Below are 20,826 nucleotides of genomic sequence, written 5' to 3'. Positions count from 1 at the left end.
GATGCCATGGGTGGATGGGCGCAACGTGTCAAGGAACAGGCCGCCGGACTGGGCTTCAACCTGGTGGGAATCACCCCTGCTGTTCCCTCTCCACAACTCGAAACCTACCTGCGCTGGATTGAGGCCGGTTATCACGGCACGATGGGCTATATGGCCCGCCCTGACCGTGTACTCCGCCGCCGCGATCTGACTGCGATCCTGCCCGGTGCGCGGTCGTTGATCGTGGTCGGCCTGGATTATCATACTGTTTTGCCGGCGGAGATTCTGGCTGATCCCGCGCGCGGACGGATTTCCAGTTACGCCTGGGGAGCGGACTACCACGACATCATGACCTCGCGCCTGCAGGCGCTGGCCGACTGGCTGCGGGCGGAGACACGGGCGGAGATCGCCTGCCGCGTGTATGTAGACACCGGGGCCATTCTGGAGCGCAGTTATGGCGTTCAGGCCGGGCTGGGCTTCACCGGCAAGAATACGATGCTGATTCATCCTCGCCGCGGATCGTACTTCTTCCTCGGCGAGATCATCACCACGCTGGCCTTTGACGACTACGACGAGCCGTATCCTGCACCGGAACAGGGCGGTATTGGCTGCGGGCGGTGTACCCGCTGCCTGACCGCCTGCCCGACCCAGGCCTTTCCCGCACCGCGTCTGCTGGACGCCCGGCGTTGCATCAGCTACCTGACGATCGAGTACAGGGGGGCGATCCCGGTCGATTTGCGTCCGCTGCTGGGCAACTGGGTCTACGGCTGTGATGTCTGCCAGGAAGTTTGCCCGTTCAACCGTTTCGCGTTGGAGACCGCAGAACGGGCCTTTTTGCCGGTGAGTATTGACCGGGCAGCTCCGCCGCTGGTCGATCTGCTGGTCTTGACGGGGGAAACGTTCGCCCAGCGTTTTGCCGGATCGCCTATCCTGCGCATCGGGCGGGACCGGCTGGTGCGCAATGCGTGTGTGGCGGCGAGCAACTGGCGTAGCGCGGACGCTGTTCCGCTGCTGGAGCGGTTGCTGAGTGACGAATCGGCGCTGGTGCGCGAACATGCTGCCTGGGCGCTGGCGCGGAGCACCTGACCGGAGCCACACAGGCGATACACACTTCGCATTGCAGAGGTAGAGGAGAGATCCATGAGCAAGCATCCGGCAAATCTGCTATTGCGCTTTCTATTGGAACTGGCCGCGCTGGCCGGGATGGGTGTCTGGGGTTGGACGACGCAGGAAGGGGCCTGGCGTGCGATTTTGGGGCTAGGCGTACCGCTCATCGCCGCTGCGTTGTGGGGCGTCTTCCGCGTGCCGGGCGATCCAAAAGCAGCACCGGTCGCTGTTAGTGGCCGGGTGCGGCTGCTATTGGAAGCGCTTTTCTTCGCTGGTGGGGTGGGATCGCTGGTCGCTGCCGGGCAACCAGTAGCGGCGGGCGCGCTCGGCGCACTGGTAGTCCTGCACTATCTGGTGTCCTACGATCGCGTCCGCTGGCTGCTATCGCAGCGATGACATTCATGGCCAGCGTAGAGAATCAGGCTCAGTTTGACGCTGGATCACCCCTGCCTTTTCCGGTATAGTAAGGCGCTGCTGTGAACCTGGGGGGCTTGAAGAGGAAAGCTGCTGGATGAAACGAATCATTTCGCTGTTGCTGCTGGCGTTGCTGGGATGGGTGATGATGCTTGGCGGGGGCGCTGCACCACTGGCTGCCGGGCCGGTCATCACCGGCACGCCGCCGCTGACCAACACGCCCAGCCCGACGCCGACCGCCAGCAATACCCCCATCCCGACCAATACCCCTACCTTCACGCCGACATACACGCCGAGCGTCACCCCGACGCCTTCGGATACGCCGACGCCAACATTCACCCCGACCATCACGCCAACGCCCACTGCGACGCCGATCGGCCCGTACAGCTACCCGGAGGGCATCAATCCGTTGACCGGCCTGCCATACCCGGATGAGGCCTCGATGGCCCGCCGTCCTCTGATCGTCAAAATCTCCAACTGGCCGCCGGTGGTGCGTCCCCAGAGCGGTCTGAGTCTGGCTGACATTGTGTTTGAGTACGAGGCGGAAGGTGGGGTGACCCGTTTCGCCGCTATCTTCCGCAGCCATAGCGCCACGCACGTTGGCTCGGTCCGCAGCGGGCGGTTGATCGACCTGGAACTTGTGCCGATGTTCCGCGCCCTGTTTGCTTACAGCGGCTCCAGCGACCCGATCCGGCAGATGATCCTGAACGCGGAATGGCGCTGGCGGGTCTTCTCCCCGCATCTGGGCGACAATGAGCCGATGTTCGCCCGCTTCCCGGAGGAAGGGCTGGCCTTTGAGCACACACTCTTCGCCAACCTGGACGAGATCTGGAAGAAGGCTGATGAGCGCGGCGTCAACACGGGGATGCTGGTGCGCGGCCTGGCCTTCCGCGAGGAGCCGGTGGAGGGTGGTTCGCCCGCCAACCAGGTGTTCATCGACTGGTGGGGGGAGACGGACGTGACCTGGCAGTACAACGCTGAAGATGGTTACTACTACCGCTGGAATTCCGGTGTGCCGCATCTCGACAAGCTGACCGGTGAGCAACTCCGCGCCAACAATGTGGTGGTGCTGGCCGTGCCCCACGCCGAGCGCCCCGACCTCTTTGAGCCGGAAAGCAAAGCCAACTCGCTGGAAATCCAGCTCTGGGACGTTGGGCAGGCGTACATCTTCCGTGATGGTCTGGTCTACCAGGGCTGGTGGCAGCGCCACGCCCGCGACGAGAGCATGGGCTTGCAGCTCACCTGGGGCGATAACACGCCGATTCCACTGCACCCCGGCACCACCTGGTTCGAGATTGTCCGGGAGGGGATGCCGGGCGTGTTCATCAGTCAGGAACTGGGCGACATGAACGCTACCGCGACTGTAGCCGCGCCAAAGCTGTGGACTCCGACTCCTGCCCCGCAGGGCGGTTGAACTGGCGGATCAAAATGCGTAGACGACAACGCCCGGCAAATACCTTGCCGGGCGTTGTTGTGCCTTACTGGATGATCAGCGTGCAACGGTAGGTGGTCATGTCCGGGCCGTAGGTATCCGGCTGGCCGTCGCCGTTGTTGTCCAGGCCGTCACTGACCGGGCGGTTGAACATCTGCGACCACTCGATGACGTGCGTTCCAGTGGCGACCGGCCCCATATCAAAGCTCCAGAACACCCGCCAGGTGCCGGTGGCTTCGTGGTAGAACGGCTCGCCCCGGTAGGCGCTGTATGTGCTGATCAGGCGCCCGTCAAAACTCACGATCTGGATCACGTTGCTGAGATAATCGTCAATCAGCGCGCGGGTGGCTGCTTCCCAGCCCTGAGTAAGGACGATGGACTGGCCGACATGGCCGTAGAATGGGCCGATGCCAAAGTAATCGCAACCCGGCGGGACGAACAGTCTGTCGTCCTGCGCGCTCGGCACACCCTCAACGACCGGCAGACGAGCCGCGTCGCCGTCCAGGGTGACCAGATACGCCGCCAGCCAGGCTGTCCCACCGTCAGCTAAAGTCACCTGGAACCACCCGCTGTCGGCTGAGCGACCGGTGATCGTCAGCATTTCGCCCTGAGCAGCCCTGCCGCTGGCCGGATGATCCAGGCCGGGGCCTTCCCGCAGGGTGATCACAGGGAAGATGACAGTTGCTGTCAGGCTGACATCGCCGCCCTGAGCAACAACGATCAGGCCCGGCAGCAGCAGCGCGACAAGGATCAGCGGTAACAACGATGTTTTCACAGAAATCCTCCATCATCAGCAGGATGATCGGGGTGGTGTAGCGGCAGGCCGGGCGGCCTCCGGAGCTATTATGCCGTCTTCTGGCGTAGCTGCAACCGCGCACCCGGCTCAGTGTAACGGCACAGCATAACGGGCGATGATGCGCTGGCCGTCGGCGCCCTGCGCCCAGGCGACAAAATCACGGGCCAGGCCCTCTGGTTCCGCCGCCGCAATCAATAGCAGGGGGATACGCAGCGGGTAAGCATCGGCGGTAGCCAGCGCTGGCAAGACACCCTCCAGCGCCAGCGGGCGGACATCCGGCGTCAGGCTGTGCAGGGGAACGTAGCCGATCGCGCCAGGCGTCCCCGCGACGATTTCGAGCATCGCCTGGGTACCCGGCGCCAGGCGTGCATTAGAGGTAGAAGGGCTTCCTGCCATCACCAGCGCCTCAAAGGCTGCCCGCGTAGCGGAACCCGCCTCACGGCTGACGACGGTGATTGGCGCTTCTTCGCCGCCGACATCCCGCCAGCTGGACAAGCGGCCTGTGTAGATGGCCCGAAGCTGCTCTACCGATAACGCACCGATGGCGTTAGCTGGATGGGTGATCACGGCCAGGAGATCGTCGCCAATGGGCGCGGCCCACAGGGAGGAACTGGCCGGCAAGAATTCGGTCAGGGTTAGCGGCGCTTTCGCCCCGGCGGCGGTCAATGCTTCCATGGCGCTGATGGTGCTCAGCTGCAACGCCAGGCGCAACGTTGGCCGCGCTGCCTGGTACCCGCTGACCAGCGTCCGCAACAGGGGGGCGGTGGACTCGGTGCTGCGCAGTTCGAGGATGGTAGTCTGCGGAGTGGGGGGCAGCCGCAATTGCGGCGACTGGCAGGCTCCCAGCGCCAGCGCAAGCAGGATCAGCGCACGCTTGCCCCTGCCCCGCTTCACCGGTCACCATCCGAGGCCAATGGCCAGTAAGCTGACCGCCGCAAAGAGGATACAATAGGCGGCAAACAGGTATAGCCGGCGGCGGCGGACAAAAGCGAGCAGTAAGGCGATGGCCACATAGCCGACGATGGCCGCGCTGGTGAAGCCCGCCAGCAGGGGCAAGAGCTGGCCGTCAAACTGGTTGCCGTTAATCGCCTGAATGCTGGTCAGGATGCCTGCGCCGACGATCGCCGGCGCGCCGAGAAGAAAACTGAAACGTGCGCTTTCGGCGCGGCTGAGACCCCGGATCAGCCCGGCGGCAATGGTGCTACCTGAACGGGAGACACCCGGCAGCAGAGCAAAAAGCTGAGCAATGCCGATGACTAAAGCATCCTGCCAGGTCATGTGGTCGAGTTGGTTACCTGTCTTGCCTCTGATCGCGGTCAGGCGCTCGGCCAGGATGAGCAGGCCAGCGGTGACCACCAGCAGTGCGGCGACGGCGACCGGTGTCTGGAATGTTTCCTCCAGCCTGCGGGCAAGGAATGATCCAAAGGTAGCCACTGGAATCGAGCCAATGGTCAGGTAGACGAGCAACAGACTGTCGGGATGATCCAGCTTGCGCGTCTGGATCAGGCGGACCAGCCCATGGAAGAGGCGTATCCAATCCTGCCGGAAGTAGATCAGTACAGCGAGCAATGTGCCCAGGTGGACAGCTACAGGATAAACCAGATTGTGCGGAAGCTCCCAGTTGAACCACCAGGGCAGCAGAACCAGATGCCCGGAGCTGGAAATGGGTAAAAACTCGGTTGCGCCCTGGATAATGCCCAGAATGATGGCCTGTAGAATGCTCAAGAGGGAGTCCTTTCAGTGGCAGCGAGGGTCAACCCGCAGTCGGATTGGTCGGCAGCGGGTGGGGAGGCGGGTTGCCAACCGGCCTGTACGTCGCCAGGAAAGCGGCGGCATACGCGCCAAACGTCCCGGTCAGGATCGCCGCACGCATCTCACGCATCAGGGTTTGCAGGAGATGGATGTTGTGCAGTGTTAGCAGGTTATGGGCCAGTATTTCTTCTGCCTTGATCAGGTGGCGGATGTAGGCGCGGGAGAAGGTCGTGCAGGCATAGCATGTACAACCTGGCTCAATCGGGTCTGGGTCGCGGGCGTACTTGAGGTTGCGGATGTTGATACGCCCCTGACGCGTCAGGGCGGCGCCATTACGGGCGACGCGGGTGGGCAGTACGCAGTCGAAGATATCCACGCCGCGCGCCACACCGTGCACCAGGTCTTCGGGACTGCCAACGCCCATCAGGTAGCGCGGCTTGTCCGCCGGCAGGAGCGGTGTGGTCTGTTCCAGGGTGGCATACATCTCGGCCTTGGTTTCCCCAACCGCCAGACCGCCGATGGCATAGCCGGGGAAATCCAGCCCACGCAGAAAGGCCGCCGATTGCGCCCGCAGGTCAGGGTAGATGCCGCCCTGCACAATGCCAAAGAGCGCCTGATCCTCCCGTGTGTGTGCAGCCTGACAACGCACCGCCCAGGCGTGGGTGCGCTCCAGGGCGGCTTCGACCGCCACCCGGTCATTGGGGGTCGGGCATTCATCAAAGCACATGATGATGTCAGCGCCCAGGTTTTCCTGAATCCGAATCGACTTTTCCGGGGTAAAGCGGTGTTTGCTGCCGTCGATGTGCGAGACGAAATCGACGCCATCACTGTCGATCCGGCGGTTGCTGGCCAGGCTGAATACCTGAAACCCCCCGGAGTCGGTCAGGATCGGGCGGTCCCAGGCCATAAAAGCATGCAGCCCGCCCATGTCGCGGATCAGCTCGTCACCGGGGCGGAGATAGAGGTGGTAGGTATTGGCCAGGATCAGCGTCGCGCCAACCTCGCGCAGGACACGCGGGCTGGCTGCTTTGACGGTGGCCTGCGTGCCCACCGGGGCGAAGACCGGCGTCTCCAGTGTTCCATGAGGCGTCGTAAACCGTCCGGCGCGGGCGTGCCCGTCCGTAGCTTCCAGCGTGAATTCAAACATGGATAAAACCGCAGCCTTCCAGGAATCCAGCCGCCGATTATAGCCGCAGGTGGGGGCGCTTGACAATGTGCTTGCCGTGGTGCTGTGCAGCGGGAGGAAAGGGATGGGAAGGGACGGCGATTCTGTTGCCCGGTGGCTGGGCATCCTGTACAATTCGGATAACAACTGGATAATCACTGGCCACCTGCCGGGGAGAGACTCCCGGTCCGGGAGCGCCGAAGGGGCAAGCTGGCGGCCTGGCTGATCCGCTGGTGAAACTCTCAGGTACCAGAGACCCGCAGGTTGAGCATCCTGGAAAGCACAGACTGCCTGGCGGTTGTGCGCCGAAGGGGCAAGCCCGGCGCGGCGGTGCGGTTACCCGCCGGTGCGGGCGAATCTCTCAGGTTCAATGACAGGAGACGCGCAGCGTTGTGGCGCTGCGCGTCTTTGCTTGGTGCGTCCGTTTCTTCATACCTGACCGTTTGTAGCGAAAGGACCGCTGGACAATGAGCAAGGTGGAACAGGGACTGAAGTACACCCAGACTGATGAATGGATTCGGGTGGAAGGCAGCGTGGGGGTGATCGGCCTGACCGATTACGCCCAGGATGCTCTGAACGATATCGTTTACGTTGAATTACCTGACGTGGGCGCCACATTCGCCAAAGGCGAATCTTTCGGGTCGGTGGAGTCCGTCAAGGCGGCGTCGGATATGCACATGCCGGTTAGCGGTACCGTCACTGAGATCAACGAGGCGCTGCAGGATGCGCCGGAGACGGTCAACAGCGATCCCTATGGCGCCGGCTGGTTCATCAAGATTGCCATCAGCAACCCTGCCGAACTGAATGATCTGCTGGACGCCGACGCCTACGAAAAGTACTGCGCAGAGCGTGAATAGGATGCGACCATGAGCTACCTCCCTCATACCGATGCCGACCGCCGGGCGATGCTGGCGGCGATCGGCGTTGAGTCCATTGAGGAACTGTTTGACGCTGTGCCAGAACAGTATCGCTTTCCACACCTGGCACTGCCTGAGCCTTTGAGCGAGATGGAGGTGCTATCCGAGCTGTATGGCCTGCAGGCCGCCAATGCCAGCGTGCAGGACTTTTCGCTCTTTCTTGGCGCCGGGGCGTACCATCACTTCATCCCCAGCGCGATCAATCACATCCTGCTGCGCGGGGAGTTCTACACTGCCTACACGCCTTACCAGCCGGAGGTCAGCCAGGGTACGCTCCAGGCGATCTTCGAATACCAGAGCATGCTATGCGCCCTGACGGGCATGGAAGCCGCCAACGCCAGCCACTATGACGGCGCAACCAGCCTGGCTGAGGCAATCATTGTCGCTATCAATGAGGCGCGTGGCAAGCGGCGCAAGGTTGTGCTCAGCGCCGGAATCAATCCGCAATATCGGGAGGTCGTCCGCACCTACCTGCAGGGCCAGGATGTCACCTTTGTCGGCGATGACAGGGTGCGCACACCGGCTGAACTGCTCGGCCTGGTTGACGATCAGACGGCGATGCTGGCGGTCGCGTACCCCAACTTCTTCGGGCAGATTGAAGACTTCACCGGGCTGGCGGACAGCCTGCACAACCAGAAGGTTCTGCTGACGCTGGTCGCGGACCCGATCATGCTGGGGCTGTTCAAGAGTCCCGGCGAACTTGGCGCGGATATGGCGGTGGGCGAGGGCCAGCCGCTGGGCATCCCGCTCAGCTTTGGCGGACCGTACCTGGGCTACTTTGCCTGCACCAAGCAACTGGTGCGTAAGATTTCGGGGCGCATCATCGGCGAGACGCGGGACAACCGCGGCCAGCGCGCCTTTGTGATGACCCTCCGCCCACGCGAACAGGACATCCGCCGGGAAAAGGCAACGAGCAACATCTGTACTAACCAGGGGCTGATGGCGCTGGCGGCGGGCATCTATCTGTCGCTAATGGGTAAGTGTGGGCTGAAGACGGTCGCTAACCTGTGCTACCAGAAATCGCACTATGCCGCCAGGGAGATCGACAAGCTACCGGGCTTCAGCGTGGACTGGAGCAAACCCTTCTTCAAGGAGTTCATGGTTCGGTGTCCCAGACCGGTGGCGGAGATCAACGCCCGGTTGCTGGAAGATTACGGCATCATCGGCGGCTATGACCTGGCGCAGGACTATCCTGACCGGGCCAATACCATGCTGATCGCCGTGACCGAGATGAATACCCGCGAAGAGATTGACGCGCTGGTTGCCGCGCTGGAGGAGATCGCCTCATGAAGCTCGAACCGCTCATTTACGAGATCAGCGTGCCGGGCCGTTGCGGCGTGCGCTTGCCGGAGGTGGATGTCCCGACGACTGACCTGCCTCAGGAACTGCTCCGCGCGGAACTTGACTTGCCGGAAGTCAGTGAGGTGGATGTGATCCGCCATTATGTGCGGCTGAGCCACCTCAACTACGGTGTGGACAAAGGCTTCTACCCGCTCGGCTCCTGCACGATGAAGTACAACCCTAAGGTCAATGAGGATGCAGCGCGCTTGCCAGGCTTTGCCGGGTTACACCCGCGATTGGGCATCAACGAAACGCAGGGTGCGCTGATGCTGATGTACTACCTGCAGACCTGGCTGGCCGAGATCAGTGGGATGAAGGGGGTCAGCCTGCAGCCTGCCGCTGGCGCACAGGGAGAATTCAGCGGCATTCTCATGATTCGTAAGTACCATCTGGATCGTGGGGATAGCAAGCGCACCAAAATCCTTGTGCCCAACAGCGCTCATGGCACCAACCCGGCGACGACTTCCATGGCTGGCCTGGAGGTAGTGGAACTCCCATCTGATGAGAATGGCGACGTTGATCTGGCAGCGCTGCGGGCGGCCTGCGACGATACCGTGGCTGGCATGATGATCACTGTGCCCAGCACACTTGGCCTCTTTGAAAGGCACATGCTGGAGGTGATCGAGGCGGTGCATGCCTGCGGCGGCCTGATGTACATGGACGGCGCCAACATGAACGCCATGATGGGTGTGCTCAAGCCGGGTGAGATCGGCTTCGATGTGATGCACTACAACCTGCACAAGACGTTCTCCACGCCGCACGGCGGCGGTGGGCCGGGCAGCGGGCCGGTGGCCTGCAATGAGAAATTGCTGCCATTCCTGCCGGGGCCAATCGTGACTGAGATCGAGCCTGGCGATGACGAACAGCCACCGCTCTACGGCTGGCATATGCCGGAGAAGAGCATCGGGCGTATTAAGGCGTTCCACGGCAACTTCGGGATGCTCGTCCGGGCCTACACGTACATCCGGGAAAATGGCGGCCCTGGCCTCCGCGATGTTTCCTACCATGCGGTGCTGAATGCCAACTATGTGCTGGCGCTGTTGCGTGACACGTACCATGTGCCCTACGACCGTTTCTGCGGGCATGAGTTTGTGATGGAGGGCCGCTGGAAGGATGCGCCGGATGTCCATGCGCTGGACATCTCCAAGCGCCTGATGGATTACGGCTACCATCCGCCGACCAACTACTTCCCGCTGATCGTGCCTGAAGCGTTGATGATCGAGCCGACCGAGACTGAGAGCAAAGAAACACTCGATGCCTTCGCCGAAACGCTCAAGACGATCGCCAGAGAAGCGCACGAGAATCCCGATTTGCTCCACGAGGCACCGCATATCACACCGGTGGGCCGCGTTGATGAAGTACTGGCGGCCAAACAACTGGTGCTCTGCTGCGTGCCTATCCCTGACTGGGCGGAACAGCCGCCGACACTCAGTACTCAATCAGCCTGATGATTCTGTTTGAAGGCGCGGACGCCCTTCCTGGAAGCCGGGAAGGGCGTTTGTTTTTGCGTGCGCAGGGCATCACCTCTACAATGCCGGTATATCCTGCCTTTGTATGGTGAAATGTGCGCCATGCCTGATCGCTTCAAGCCGCCGCAAGGCTGGTTGTGGTGGATCAATATGGTGCTGGCAGCGTTGTTGATCGGTGCGACGCTGGCCTTTGCTCTGGTTTCCCTAGCTGTAGGGCGTGTGCCGTATGACTATGGTCTGTTTGTGAGCGCCGCAGAGCGTTTCTGTTTCCACCCGGAGTACTTCCGCTATGGGGATGCCGGGCGGGTTTATTACCCGGCGCCGCTCTACACTGCTTTGTGTCTGCCAGCACGATATGCGGAGCCGCTGCTACGGCTGCTGTGGATGACGGCGCCGGTAACGCTGGGACTGTGGATGGCTCGGGGGCGAGCAGCGGCCTTGCTGATCCCGCCGCTGGGTGATCAACTGATTCTGGGTCAAAGTACGTGGTTGCTTTTGCCACAGTACTGGCTGGCGGAACGGACCACGCAGGGTGATCGGGCTACCTTCTGGCACGGTTTACTGGCGGCACTCGGAGTGTTCAAGCCACATGTGGCTGCACTGGCATGGGTCTGGCTGGCCGTGCGTTGGCGCGGACAATGGCGGGCATATGCAGGCTGGTTGGCTGGCGTGCTGCTGCTTAGTGTCCCTGCGTTCGTGTTGCGGCCAGACTGGCCGCTGGCTTGGCTGGCGGTAGCTCTCGGCGGGCGTGCAGATGACAGCACGATAGGCCGGGCTAGCCTGTATCTGGTTGCGGATCGGCTGGGGCTGCCGCCGCTGATCGGGTGGGCGGGATGCCTGCTGGCCGCCGGGTTGATCTTCTTGGCGCTCAAGCGGCGGCGCGGCAGAATGGTGTTCTATGACTGGGTGCTGGTTTTTGCCCTGAGTAATCCTCTGCTGAATGCCTATGACCTGATTTTCCTGTTGCCGTGCCTGCTCAGTGACCGGCGGCGGATCGGCGTGGCGCTGGTGGGCGGTGTAGCGGCATGGGTCTTCGCGTTTTTGGCTGGAACCTTCAGTCTGAGCATATTCGTTCCACTTGTTCTGCTTGTCGAGCGGCTGTGGCGCGTCGAAAGCATGCGTGCCACTACTGCCTGACAGTCAGTGTGATCGGGCCGATACACTGTTCGATAAAAGTCAGCAGCCCGTACAGGAAGATCAGAACCCCGGCGATCTCGCATAGCTCCTCGATGTTGCTGACCACCAGCTGAAGCAGGGGATTGCCACCCGGCTGGCGTCCGATCAGGGTTCCGACCATCTGCAGTCCGATCGCGCCGCCCAGATAAACAGCGCCCGCCACCAGGAAGGCGCGCCGAGTTCCGGCGGGAAGACTGAGGAACAGGCGGGAGTACAGCGCCATACCTGCTACGCTCACTACCCCGCTGATCACGACGAGGACGGTCAGGCCATCAGTCCTCAGGGTCAGGCGCAGGGCGCGAGTCGCATAGTCCAGCAATGTGTTGTGCTCGACAGCGAAGATCTCGTTGATCGACAAGGCCAGCATCAGCACGGCCAGCCCTCCCCAGAGCAGGGCGGCGCGGTGGCTGGCGTGGCGAGCGTGGGCGGCAATGGTCAACAGCAACAGCGTGCAGCTCAGAAAGGCCGCCGATGTGAACCACGTTGGGACATTGCCTCGGGCAAAGTCGAATGCCCGTAGCGAGCGTAGCGGATCGCCCGGCATGAACTCGCCCGAATACTCTCCCAGCCCGCCCAGGATACTGAAGAGAACTGCGATAGCCAGGAAAAGCCACAACAGGCGACGAGCAGGGATAGTCACAGACATAGATAAGGTCGCTCCTCCGGTATACAGCACCGGGATCATGCTGGGACGGATTACGTCGTGCCAGTCTGTTTCGGGTTGCGCCAATCATACGCCACATGATGCTGGACGGCTACCCGATAAGCGCCAGACAGCAACCGGCGCCCATTCGGGGATGAGCGCCGGTCGTGGCTTTTCTATGTGGCCGGGAAGAGCTACTCGCGCTTGGGGAAGCGACTGAGCACAGTGGCCGGGGTGGGCACAGGGGCCTTGTCGCCAATGCGGAGCTGGCCGAACGGCTTGCTGAGGGTCAGCTTCTCGGCGCCGGTGTAGATGGCGATTGGTGTGCCTTCCTCCAGGAAGTCCGTCTTGATGTATGCCTGCCCCAGCTGGTAACCCTCGCTGTCGATCGAGCAACTGGTGACCATGCCGATCACCCGCCCGCGTGGCTCCACTACCGGGTCACCCGGCTGCGGCGGGCGCATGCCCTTGGCATTCAGGCGGAAGCGGGTGACCATCGCGCTGCGCGTTCGCTCGTGTTCCAGGAAGGCCCGCTTGCCCACGAAGAAGGGCTTCCAGGTCTTGACGTAGCCGCCGAAGCCAGCGTCCGCCGGGCCAAGCCCTAGTATGCCGGCCAGTTCGTGGCCGTAGAGGGGCAGACCGGCTTCCGTGCGCAGGCTATCCCGCGCGGCCAGACCGCAGGGTACGGCGCCGCTGTCCACCAGGTCCTTGAAGAAAGCGGGAGCTTTATCTGGATGGAGGAACAACTCATAGGCGATGCGCTCGCCGGTGTAGCCGGTGCGGGTGACGATCACATCGTAGCCTTTGAGCGTGACATGAGCGATGCCCGCCCAGGGCAGCTTCTTGATCGCGGTCCGGTCAGCCTCGCTGGCATGCAGGCTGAGCAGGATGTCGCGGCTACTTGGACCCTGCAGGGCAATATCTACGCGCATGTCTGGCCCGTGCCTGGGATCGCGCAGATTGCGCAGGGTGACCTCATGGCGGCCCGGCAGCACCGCGCCGGGATTAGCTGGATCAACCAGATATTTGCCGTCAATCAGGCCACTGACCCAGGCCCAGTCCTTGTCGTCATTGGAGGCGTTGACGACGATCATAAAGTGGTCGGCAGCCAGGCGGTAGACGAAAATGTCATCGATCGGCACGCCATCCACGCCCAGCAGGTAGTTGTAATGGGCCGTGCCCGGCTTCAGGGCGCGCACATCGTTGGTAGTCAGGGCGTCGAGGAAAGCTTCCGCGCCGCGACCGCTGATGTCCCACACGCCCATATGGGAAACATCAAAAACTCCCGCGCTGTTGCGGACGGCCAGATGCTCCTCTGCCACGCTGGAATACCACACCGGCATGTCCCAGCCGGCGAAAGGCACCATCTTGGCGCCCAGCTCGCGGTGTAGGGCATTCAGGGTGGTCTTGCGCAGGGGCTGATCGGCCGGTTCTTCCCAGCTAAAGGCTGGTAGTGGAGCCGCCTTTGGGCCGCTGTACCGTTCGCCGTGTACCCCGATGAAGAACGCCTTGCCGGCGGTGTAGCCATCGCCGCTGACGCCGGGGATGGGCTGGGCGTGGCTCACCTCGCGTACGATGACCGGGCCGGGCAATTTCCCGTGCAGGTCGAGCGGATCAAAGCGGACAAAGCCGTCAGAGAGTGAGCGCAGCCAGGCCGCAGCCCGACCGGCATTCCGATCCACATGGAGATGGTAAGTGTCACGATTGAGCCGTTTGAGGACACCCCGGCTGATCGGTGTGCCATCCGGATTCAGCAGGTTAGTGGCCTGGGCGTCGCCATCACCCAGGGCCAGGACATCGTTGGTGGTGGCTGCCTGCAGGAAAGCCTCAGCATCCTCGCCGATGATCTCCAGGACATGCCAGCCGGTGTCAGGGATGCTGTCGATGTAGTACACGTGGGGATAGCCAATGCCATCCGGCCCAGGTGTGTCGATGCCCACATCGTGCACCAGGGTGCGCACGTCCAGCGCTGCCTGCTGCAGGACATCGAAGTCCACCTTGCTGCGGAGTTGTGGTTTGTTGCCCTTGAGGTAACTGAAGGGTGTGCAGGCGTGCAACACATTGCTGATGATGGCCGCCAGGCGATCAATCTCCGGCTCGCGGAAGCCGCGCTGGGTCAGCCAGGGGGTGCCCATGCGCAGACCGCTGGCGCTGAAGGCGCTCTTGTCGCCAGGGATGGTGTTGCGGTTGAGGACAATCCCGGCCAGGTCCAGGATACGAGCGGCCATGTCGCCACTGAGCGGCGTGCCATCCGGGCCGGTGATGCTCTTGCAGTCGAGCAGGAGCATATGCGAATCGGTGCCGCCATAGGGGATGCGAAAGCCGTGCTCGGCCAGTTTCTCCGCCAGGCGGACGGCATTGCGGATGGTTTGTTCCTGCAGGCGGCGGAACTGTTCTGTACGGGCCAGCTTGAAGGCAACAGCCATCCCAGCCATCGCGTTGATGTGCGGGCCGCCCTGTTCGCCGGGGAAGACGGCGCGGTCCAGTTTGCGGCCGATGGCAGAGTCGTGGGTGATCAGCACGGCTCCACGCGGGCCGTCCATCGTCTTATGGGTGGTGAAGCTGACCACATGCGCATGGCCAATCGGGCTGGGGACGACGCCAGCGGCGGTCAGACCGGCAATGTGAGAGATATCCGCCAGCAGGTAAGCGCCGACGGAATCGGCGATCTGGCGGAAGCGGGCATAGTCAGCCACATAGGGATAGCTGGTGAAACCGCAGATGATCAGCCGGGGGCGGTGTTGTTCCGCCAGCTTCTGGATGGCGTCATAGTCCAACCGCTCGGTCTGAGGATCGACGCCGTAGCTAACGATGTGATAGTAGATACCGCTGCGGTTGACAGGGCTGCCGTGCGTCAGATGCCCGCCATGGAGCAGATCCATGCCCATCACCGTCTCACCGGGTTGAACAAGTGCCGAATAAACGGCGTTGTTGGCCGGCGCGCCGGAGAGAGGCTGGACATTAACCCACAGTTTCTCCGCCGGAATGGCAGGGGTGGCGAAAAGTTCGGCGGCGCGGCGGCGAGCCAGCGCTTCCACAATATCCGCGTACTCCGTCCCTTTGTAGTAGCGCTCATCGGAATTCCGGCGATATTCCGCCAGGCGGGCTTCGTAATCCAGTATCTCGGCTTCGGTCAGTTTGCGCGTGCTCTGCAGCGGGTAGCCTTCCGCATAAATGTTTTGGAAGACAGAGGCGGTAGCGCTACGGACTGCCGCTGAGATAGTGGATTCGGATGGGATCAGGATCAGGCGGTGATGCTGGCGCGCTTCCTCAAAGCCGATCAAAGCGGCGACTTCCGGGTCGAGTGTGACCAGGTCGTCGCGGAACAGGAAATCCTTCTGCCCCATGTGGCGAAAGCTCCTTCCACTGCGCTGGACAGGCAGGCAAAATGCATATTGCGTGGTAGCGGGATTGTAACACGCCGGAGGAGGTTGAGCGAATGGCAGTTGAGCACTATTTCTAATGACTATTTGGCAGTTTGCCCACATGTTGATGGGCTGACTGTAGGGGGAAAACAAAGGCCCCGCCTGAGGGGGCGGGGCGGTGAAGACAAGCCAAAAACGTTACAGTGCGGCGACGATGTTGCTGAAGATGTTACCGATGGCCGGGCCGAGCAGGGCGAGGATCACGATCACGACGATCGCGACCAGGACGAGAATCAACGCATACTCAACGAGACCCTGACCTTCTTCGCGTGGCAGATAAAGCATGGAAGCAACTCCTTGATAAGTCACACTTGCTAGGTCATTGTCAGAATAGCACGCTTTAGCCCCGATTTCTCTGGGATAGAGGTACTAGGAAAAGACTGTTTGGTATGTTGGAATAGACGCTGGTAAGACCGCCTGACCGGTGTTCCAGGGTTCTGGCGTGATCAGTCGTTGACAGGGCGCGGGGTCATGATGCATAGTCACCCCTGAAACCCGAGTCCTGGGCCTCTGACCCTGAGGAGGATGTCATGGCTTCCGGAGTAGTGCGAACTGTGAGAGGCGATGTGCTTGCGCAATCGCTTGGCCCAATGCTGCCACATGAGCACCTGTTTGTTGATCTGCGTGGTCCTTTTGTTCCTGGCTACGCGGAGGCCGAACCGGAGAAAGTCGTTGCTGTGGTGAGACCTTACCTGGCAGCTCTGGAGGCTGCAGGGGGGACTGCCCTGGTGGATTGCGCGCCGGTTGGGGTAGGGCGCAACGTGACGGTGCTGCGCCGCCTGGCGCAGAGCACCTCCGTTCACATCATCGCCCCAACCGGTACCTACCGGGAAGGGTTCATCCCGGCAGCTATCGCCGATCTGGATGTCGAGGCGCTGGCGGCGCTGTGGGTGGACGAGTTGACGCGGGGGATGGAAGGCACAGATAGCCGCGCCGGGTTCATCAAGCTGGCTATGAGCGACCACGGTCCGACGGATATCGAAGTGCGCAACCTGCGGGCCGCTGCGCTGGCAAGCCGGCAGACTGGCGCTGTGATCGCCAGCCATACTATCGGCGGGGCGGTAGCCCGGCGTGAGATGGACATCCTAGAACAGGCCGGGCACGACCTGCGACGTTTCATCTGGGTGCATGCTCACACCGAGCCGGATACCGCCGTACAGGTTGAAGCGGCCAGAAGGGGAGCCTGGATCGAATTCGATGCGATCGGCGCGGAGAACTGGCATCCCCAGGCGGCATTGCTCCAGGCCACGCTGGCGTTCATTGAGGCGGGATACGCAGATCATCTACTGCTTTCGCATGATGCAGGCTGGTATGACTGTTCGCAGCCCGATGGTGTGCCCAGGCCGGATGGTTTCCGGGGGTACACAGCGCTGTTCGAGCAGTTCGTCCCGGCCCTGCGAGCACATAGCGTCCCAGAGCAGATCATCTATCAGATCACGGTCACTAACCCGGCGCGGGCGTTTTCAATAGGGTAGCTGACCGGGAAATTGCCGCACCGGAGCGCTAGGCACGCTCCGGGTGCAATGTCCAGCGCTCAAACGCAGCGAGGACGCGCTCGCCTGTTTCTGCATCGGGAATGCCACTGATGGAAATGGCCAGGCCGTCCGGTTTGAGCGTTTGCATCAGCAGGTCAAGATCGGTGACGTCGCAGTAGACGTAGGCTCCTTTGCCGGCAGCCTGAATCCGCTGGTAGACCGGTATCCATCGGGCAAAGCCTTCATGGCCTGCCCCTGGCACCCATTGCACGGCATGCAGTCCGGGGATTTCCAGAACTGTATCCAGATGACGAAGCGCCGCGGGGCCGTCAAGGTGATAGATCGCGCGGTCCAGGAAGCGGCACTCCTCGATGATGCCCGGCAGGAAGAATTCCCGGTACATTGCAGCGCTGATCAGGGCGGAAAAATCGTTGGAAGGGATGTAGTATTTGGCCTCTGCGGCCAGTTCCAGCCAGCTGGTGATGGGCTGACCGGCGGCGCGGAGCTTGGCATACCAGAAGTCATAGACGGCGAAGTAGTCCGGCTGCAGCCGTTCCAGTAAAGCCTTTACCTGTTCGGGGTGGTCGATCAGGTCAATCGCCAGATTCTGGGGGTCGCGCAGCGCTGCCAGCAGGTCGCCGCCGGGATGCCAGTCTGGCATGCCGACGAGGTACTTGCCTTTGCCAAGTTCCAGCATGGCGTCGGTTAGCTCAACCAGTTTGGTGAAGTAACGGTTCTGCCAGTCCAGCGCGATTCGGTCGGCCTCGGACCAATCGCTCAGGATCGGCTCGGTCCAGCTGGTGCCGTAGTCGCCGAAGCGCAATGGACAACCGTAGAACGCCGCCAGAACCTCCGGCCCCAGGTTAGGAAAGGCCACCGGCAGCGTGTCGCCCAGGAACAGGCGGTTAGTCAGTGTAGCGTGAGTCAGGCGGGCCTGATACTCCACGTCCAGCCAGCGCTCTTCCGCGTTGCTGTGGTGCGATTCGGGCAGGGGGATGCGGTCTTCCGGCGGCTTTTCCAGGTGGAATTGCACCACCGGGCGATCCAGCACGGCGTACGCCCAGAACGCTTCCATACGTTCCAGGGTCTTTTCCAGGTCGGGTTTGAACTCAAGCATTGCCTGTGTGCCTCTAGGTGAAAGCATGGCAAGCGGGCCGGGCCGACGGCTCAGGGTGAGATGTTGGGGTGGGGAGAGAGTCTGCTGTAGCGTCCGGGCTTGCCGATGAAGCTGGCCGTGGCGCCCCCCCAGTATACCCGTAGCTATCGCCAAGGCCCATGACCTGCTGGCCATATTCAGGTATGGTGGCTTGCCGGTCAGTTGTAGACCGTTGCCGGCTGTATGGTGGGGCTGGCAGCGGGTACGCCTCAGGCCTCAGGCCTGGTTGCGGGGTGCCAGAGGAGGTGCGGCGGGATGCTTGCGCAGCAAGCGCAGGCCGTTGGCCGTCACCAGCAGAGAAGCGCCCATGTCGGCAAGCACAGCGAGCCACAGCGTCGACCATCCGGCGAGCGCCAGCAGTAAGACAGCAGCTTTCAGCCCCAGGCTCAGGGTGATATTCTGCCGGATCACGCTGAGCGTACGGCGGCTCAGGCGCACGGCCTCCGGCAAGCGGCGCAGGTCATCCTGTAACAGTACAATGTCGGCGGTTTCCATTGCCTGTTGGGTGCCGCCTGTCCCTATGGCAATGCCAACGCTGGCTTCCGCCAGGGCTGGGGCGTCGTTGATGCCGTCGCCGATCATGGCGGTTGGGCCGTAGTCAGCCTGCAATGCCCGGATAACCGCCAGCTTATCGCCGGGCAGGAGGTCAGCCCGCACGTCGTCGACGCCCACGCGGTCGGCAATGGCGCGGGCGGTGACCCGATTGTCGCCGGTCAGCATGATCGTCCGTGGACGGGGATGAAGGGCCTTCAGTTCGTCCAAGGCGGCCCGGCTGCTGGGGCGGGGTTGGTCGGCGACAGTCAGCAGGCCGCGCACCTGATCGCCATCGGCCACCAGCATTACCGTGTGACCCTGTTGCTCCAGGTAGGCTGTCCGGGTGCACAGCGCGTCCGGGTGAGGGTAGCTGGCTTCGAAGAACTGATGGCTGCCGATGGTGATCGGGCGGCCAGCGATCTCGCCGCGCACGCCGCGACCAACCAGGCTGGTGACAGCGCGGGCAGCCGGATAGCGATCGAGCAGGGCGTTATGTTGGGCCGCCGTGACCACGGCCTGGGCCAGCGGATGTTCGGAGCGGCGCTCGACGGCGGCAGCCAGCGCCAGTAGATCGCGGCACGGCTCGCAGGTGAGATCGCCTGTCCCGGTCTGGCAGTCCACGGCCTGAGCCAGGGTCAGCACTGGCTCACCGCGGGTGAGCGTGCCGGTCTTGTCAAAGGCGAAGGCGCGCACCCCGGCCAGCGCTTCCAGCGGCGCGCCACCTTTGATCAGGATGCCCTGCCGGGCGGCGCTGGTCAGGGCGCTGACGATCGTGACCGGCGTGCTGATCACCAGCGCACACGGGCAGGCAATGATCAACAGCGCCAGCGCCCGGTACAGCCACCCGCGCCCATCCGACGTATCCCAGAAAGGCGCTCCGGCCAGCAGCGGCGGCGCAACAGCAACCAGCAGCGCCAGGATGACCACTATCGGGGTGTACCAGCGGGCGAACCGGTCGATAAACCGCTGACTGGGGGCGCGGCTGGCCTGCGCTTCTTCGACCAGATGGATGATGCGGTTGAGGGTGTTATCTTCAGCCAGGCGGGTGACCTCGACTTCCAGCGCCCCGGCGCCATTGATCGTCCCGGCGAAGACTTCGTCGCCGGTAGCCTTCTCCACTGGCAGGCTTTCCCCTGTAATCGGGGCCTGATTGATGGCCGAGTTGCCCTCCCGGATGACGCCGTCCATCGGGATGCGCTCGCCGGGAGCGATGAGGATGGTGTCGCCGACGGCCAGATCGCTGACTGGCACGCGCGTTTCGTGGACGCCGCAGAAGGGACAGGGGCCACCCGTGTAGCCACCCTGGCCCAGGTGTTCCGCGCAATCCAGGCATGGGCGCAGAACCGCCGCCGTCTGCGGCACGAGATCCAGCAGGCCGCGCAGGGAATAGCGGGCGCGGTCGGCAGCATACCCCTCCAGTGCTTCGCCGATGGCGAACAGAACGATCACGGTCGCGGCCTCACCGGTCTCGCCGATGATCGCGGCGCCAAGGGTGGCAATACTCATCAGCAGGTTGATGGTGATGTTGTGGCTGTAGCGCAGTTCCCGCCAACCGTTGACCATGATCGGCAGGCCAGCCAGAGCGACGACAGCCAGATGCAGGGCTGTCACCGGCCCTGACGGAGCGCCCAGCAGAGTCAGAGCAGCGCTGAGCAGCAACAGCAGCGCACCAACCAGCGCCAGAGTCGTGATCCGCCGGGCGAGCAGGAAGCGTAGCAGGCCAACCGGCCCGCTGTAATCCGGCAAAGCGACCGGGGTCTTGCCGGCTTCTGCGACACCGTAGCCCAGGTTGCGGATACACGCCTCGATGACGGCCCGGTCGGCGTTGCCGGAGACGCGCATCCGCCCGGTGGAAAAGTTCACTTCAACGGCGCTGATGTCCTTCAGCCGGGCGATGCTGCGCTCCAGGGTCAGGGCGCAATCGGCGCAGTCCATCCCGGTAATCTGCAGTTCAAGGTTGGTTGGCAGGGATGTTTTGAGGTCCATGAGGTATCCTGATTAACAGAAGTTCTCGAATAAATATATGAGTACTCGCTCATATATTG

The 20,826-nt window shown here is 62.6% G+C and carries 17 protein-coding genes and 1 riboswitch; of the genes, 8 read left to right on the top strand and 9 right to left on the bottom strand.

What is annotated here, in order from left to right; translation table 11 throughout:
- Positions 1 to 6 precede the first annotated feature (6 nt).
- From queG to HPY64_07805, 3 genes are all read left to right on the top strand, one after another.
- Entirely contained in the window at positions 7 to 1,065 is a 1,059-nt protein-coding gene (gene queG / locus HPY64_07815; protein NPV67035.1) for a tRNA epoxyqueuosine(34) reductase QueG, read from the top strand.
- Positions 1,066 to 1,119: 54 nt separating this feature from the next.
- A complete protein-coding gene (locus tag HPY64_07810; protein ID NPV67034.1) occupies positions 1,120 to 1,482 on the top strand; it encodes a YrdB family protein in 363 nt (120 codons plus the stop codon).
- Between the two features lie 115 nt (positions 1,483 to 1,597).
- Positions 1,598 to 2,914 (top strand): DUF3048 domain-containing protein, encoded by a 1,317-nt coding sequence (locus HPY64_07805; protein NPV67033.1) that lies wholly within the window; start codon positions 1,598 to 1,600, stop codon positions 2,912 to 2,914.
- Between the two features lie 64 nt (positions 2,915 to 2,978).
- Here the strand turns inward: HPY64_07805 and HPY64_07800 are convergent, their stop codons facing one another.
- From HPY64_07800 to tgt, 4 genes are all read right to left on the bottom strand, one after another.
- The gene (locus tag HPY64_07800; GenBank protein NPV67032.1) at positions 2,979 to 3,707 is read right to left on the bottom strand and encodes an SH3 domain-containing protein; all 729 of its coding nucleotides are present in this window, start codon (positions 3,705 to 3,707) and stop codon (positions 2,979 to 2,981) included.
- Positions 3,708 to 3,815: 108 nt separating this feature from the next.
- Positions 3,816 to 4,622 (bottom strand): hypothetical protein, encoded by an 807-nt coding sequence (locus HPY64_07795; GenBank protein ID NPV67031.1) that lies wholly within the window; start codon positions 4,620 to 4,622, stop codon positions 3,816 to 3,818.
- A 3-nt stretch (positions 4,623 to 4,625) separates the two neighbouring features.
- Complete coding sequence (gene uppP / locus HPY64_07790) at positions 4,626 to 5,453, bottom strand: undecaprenyl-diphosphatase UppP (GenBank protein NPV67030.1); 828 nt, start codon at positions 5,451 to 5,453, stop codon at positions 4,626 to 4,628.
- A gap of 28 nt (positions 5,454 to 5,481) precedes the next feature.
- Positions 5,482 to 6,627 carry a tRNA guanosine(34) transglycosylase Tgt gene (tgt, locus tag HPY64_07785; GenBank protein NPV67029.1) on the bottom strand — a complete coding sequence of 382 codons (1,146 nt, stop codon included), beginning with the start codon at positions 6,625 to 6,627 and terminating at the stop codon, positions 5,482 to 5,484.
- 178 nt (positions 6,628 to 6,805) lie between these two features.
- Positions 6,806 to 6,914, top strand: a riboswitch (glycine riboswitch).
- 198 nt (positions 6,915 to 7,112) lie between these two features.
- Here tgt and gcvH point away from each other — a divergent pair.
- The 4 genes from gcvH to HPY64_07765 all read left to right on the top strand — a co-directional run bounded on the left by gcvH (position 7,113) and on the right by HPY64_07765 (position 11,509).
- Positions 7,113 to 7,502, top strand: a complete 390-nt coding sequence (gene gcvH / locus HPY64_07780) for a glycine cleavage system protein GcvH (GenBank protein NPV67028.1) — start codon at positions 7,113 to 7,115, stop codon at positions 7,500 to 7,502.
- 9 nt (positions 7,503 to 7,511) lie between these two features.
- Positions 7,512 to 8,852, top strand: a complete 1,341-nt coding sequence (gcvPA, locus tag HPY64_07775) for an aminomethyl-transferring glycine dehydrogenase subunit GcvPA (GenBank protein NPV67027.1) — start codon at positions 7,512 to 7,514, stop codon at positions 8,850 to 8,852.
- Positions 8,849 to 10,351 carry an aminomethyl-transferring glycine dehydrogenase subunit GcvPB gene (gcvPB, locus tag HPY64_07770; protein NPV67026.1) on the top strand — a complete coding sequence of 501 codons (1,503 nt, stop codon included), beginning with the start codon at positions 8,849 to 8,851 and terminating at the stop codon, positions 10,349 to 10,351. The genes gcvPA and gcvPB overlap by 4 nt, the downstream gene beginning before the upstream one ends.
- Before the next feature lie 123 nt (positions 10,352 to 10,474).
- The gene (locus tag HPY64_07765) at positions 10,475 to 11,509 is read left to right on the top strand and encodes a hypothetical protein (GenBank protein ID NPV67025.1); all 1,035 of its coding nucleotides are present in this window, start codon (positions 10,475 to 10,477) and stop codon (positions 11,507 to 11,509) included.
- Here HPY64_07765 and HPY64_07760 read toward each other — a convergent pair.
- The 3 genes from HPY64_07760 to HPY64_07750 all read right to left on the bottom strand — a co-directional run bounded on the left by HPY64_07760 (position 11,499) and on the right by HPY64_07750 (position 15,901).
- The gene (locus HPY64_07760; protein NPV67024.1) at positions 11,499 to 12,194 is read right to left on the bottom strand and encodes a hypothetical protein; all 696 of its coding nucleotides are present in this window, start codon (positions 12,192 to 12,194) and stop codon (positions 11,499 to 11,501) included. The genes HPY64_07765 and HPY64_07760 overlap by 11 nt on opposite strands.
- 191 nt (positions 12,195 to 12,385) lie before the next feature.
- Positions 12,386 to 15,538, bottom strand: coding sequence for a serine hydroxymethyltransferase (locus HPY64_07755; protein NPV67023.1), 3,153 nt, complete (start codon positions 15,536 to 15,538; stop codon positions 12,386 to 12,388).
- 216 nt (positions 15,539 to 15,754) lie between these two features.
- Complete coding sequence (locus HPY64_07750) at positions 15,755 to 15,901, bottom strand: pilus assembly protein (protein NPV67022.1); 147 nt, start codon at positions 15,899 to 15,901, stop codon at positions 15,755 to 15,757.
- Between the two features lie 245 nt (positions 15,902 to 16,146).
- Between HPY64_07750 and HPY64_07745 the strand changes: the two genes are divergently transcribed.
- Positions 16,147 to 17,091, top strand: a complete 945-nt coding sequence (locus HPY64_07745; GenBank protein ID NPV67021.1) for an esterase — start codon at positions 16,147 to 16,149, stop codon at positions 17,089 to 17,091.
- 28 nt (positions 17,092 to 17,119) lie between these two features.
- Here the strand turns inward: HPY64_07745 and HPY64_07740 are convergent, their stop codons facing one another.
- Both HPY64_07740 and HPY64_07735 read right to left on the bottom strand, forming a co-directional pair.
- On the bottom strand, positions 17,120 to 18,208 hold the full coding sequence (locus tag HPY64_07740) for a hypothetical protein (GenBank protein ID NPV67020.1): 1,089 nt from the start codon (positions 18,206 to 18,208) through the stop codon (positions 17,120 to 17,122).
- Positions 18,209 to 18,463: 255 nt separating this feature from the next.
- The gene (locus HPY64_07735; GenBank protein ID NPV67019.1) at positions 18,464 to 20,767 is read right to left on the bottom strand and encodes a heavy metal translocating P-type ATPase; all 2,304 of its coding nucleotides are present in this window, start codon (positions 20,765 to 20,767) and stop codon (positions 18,464 to 18,466) included.
- Positions 20,768 to 20,826 lie beyond the last annotated feature (59 nt).

It is taken from the genome of Anaerolineae bacterium (assembly GCA_013178165.1).
Classification (GTDB): Bacteria; Chloroflexota; Anaerolineae; order Aggregatilineales; family Ch27; genus Ch27.
Note: the sequence above shows the minus strand (reverse complement) of the source record. Positions and strands in the feature narration are given on the sequence as shown.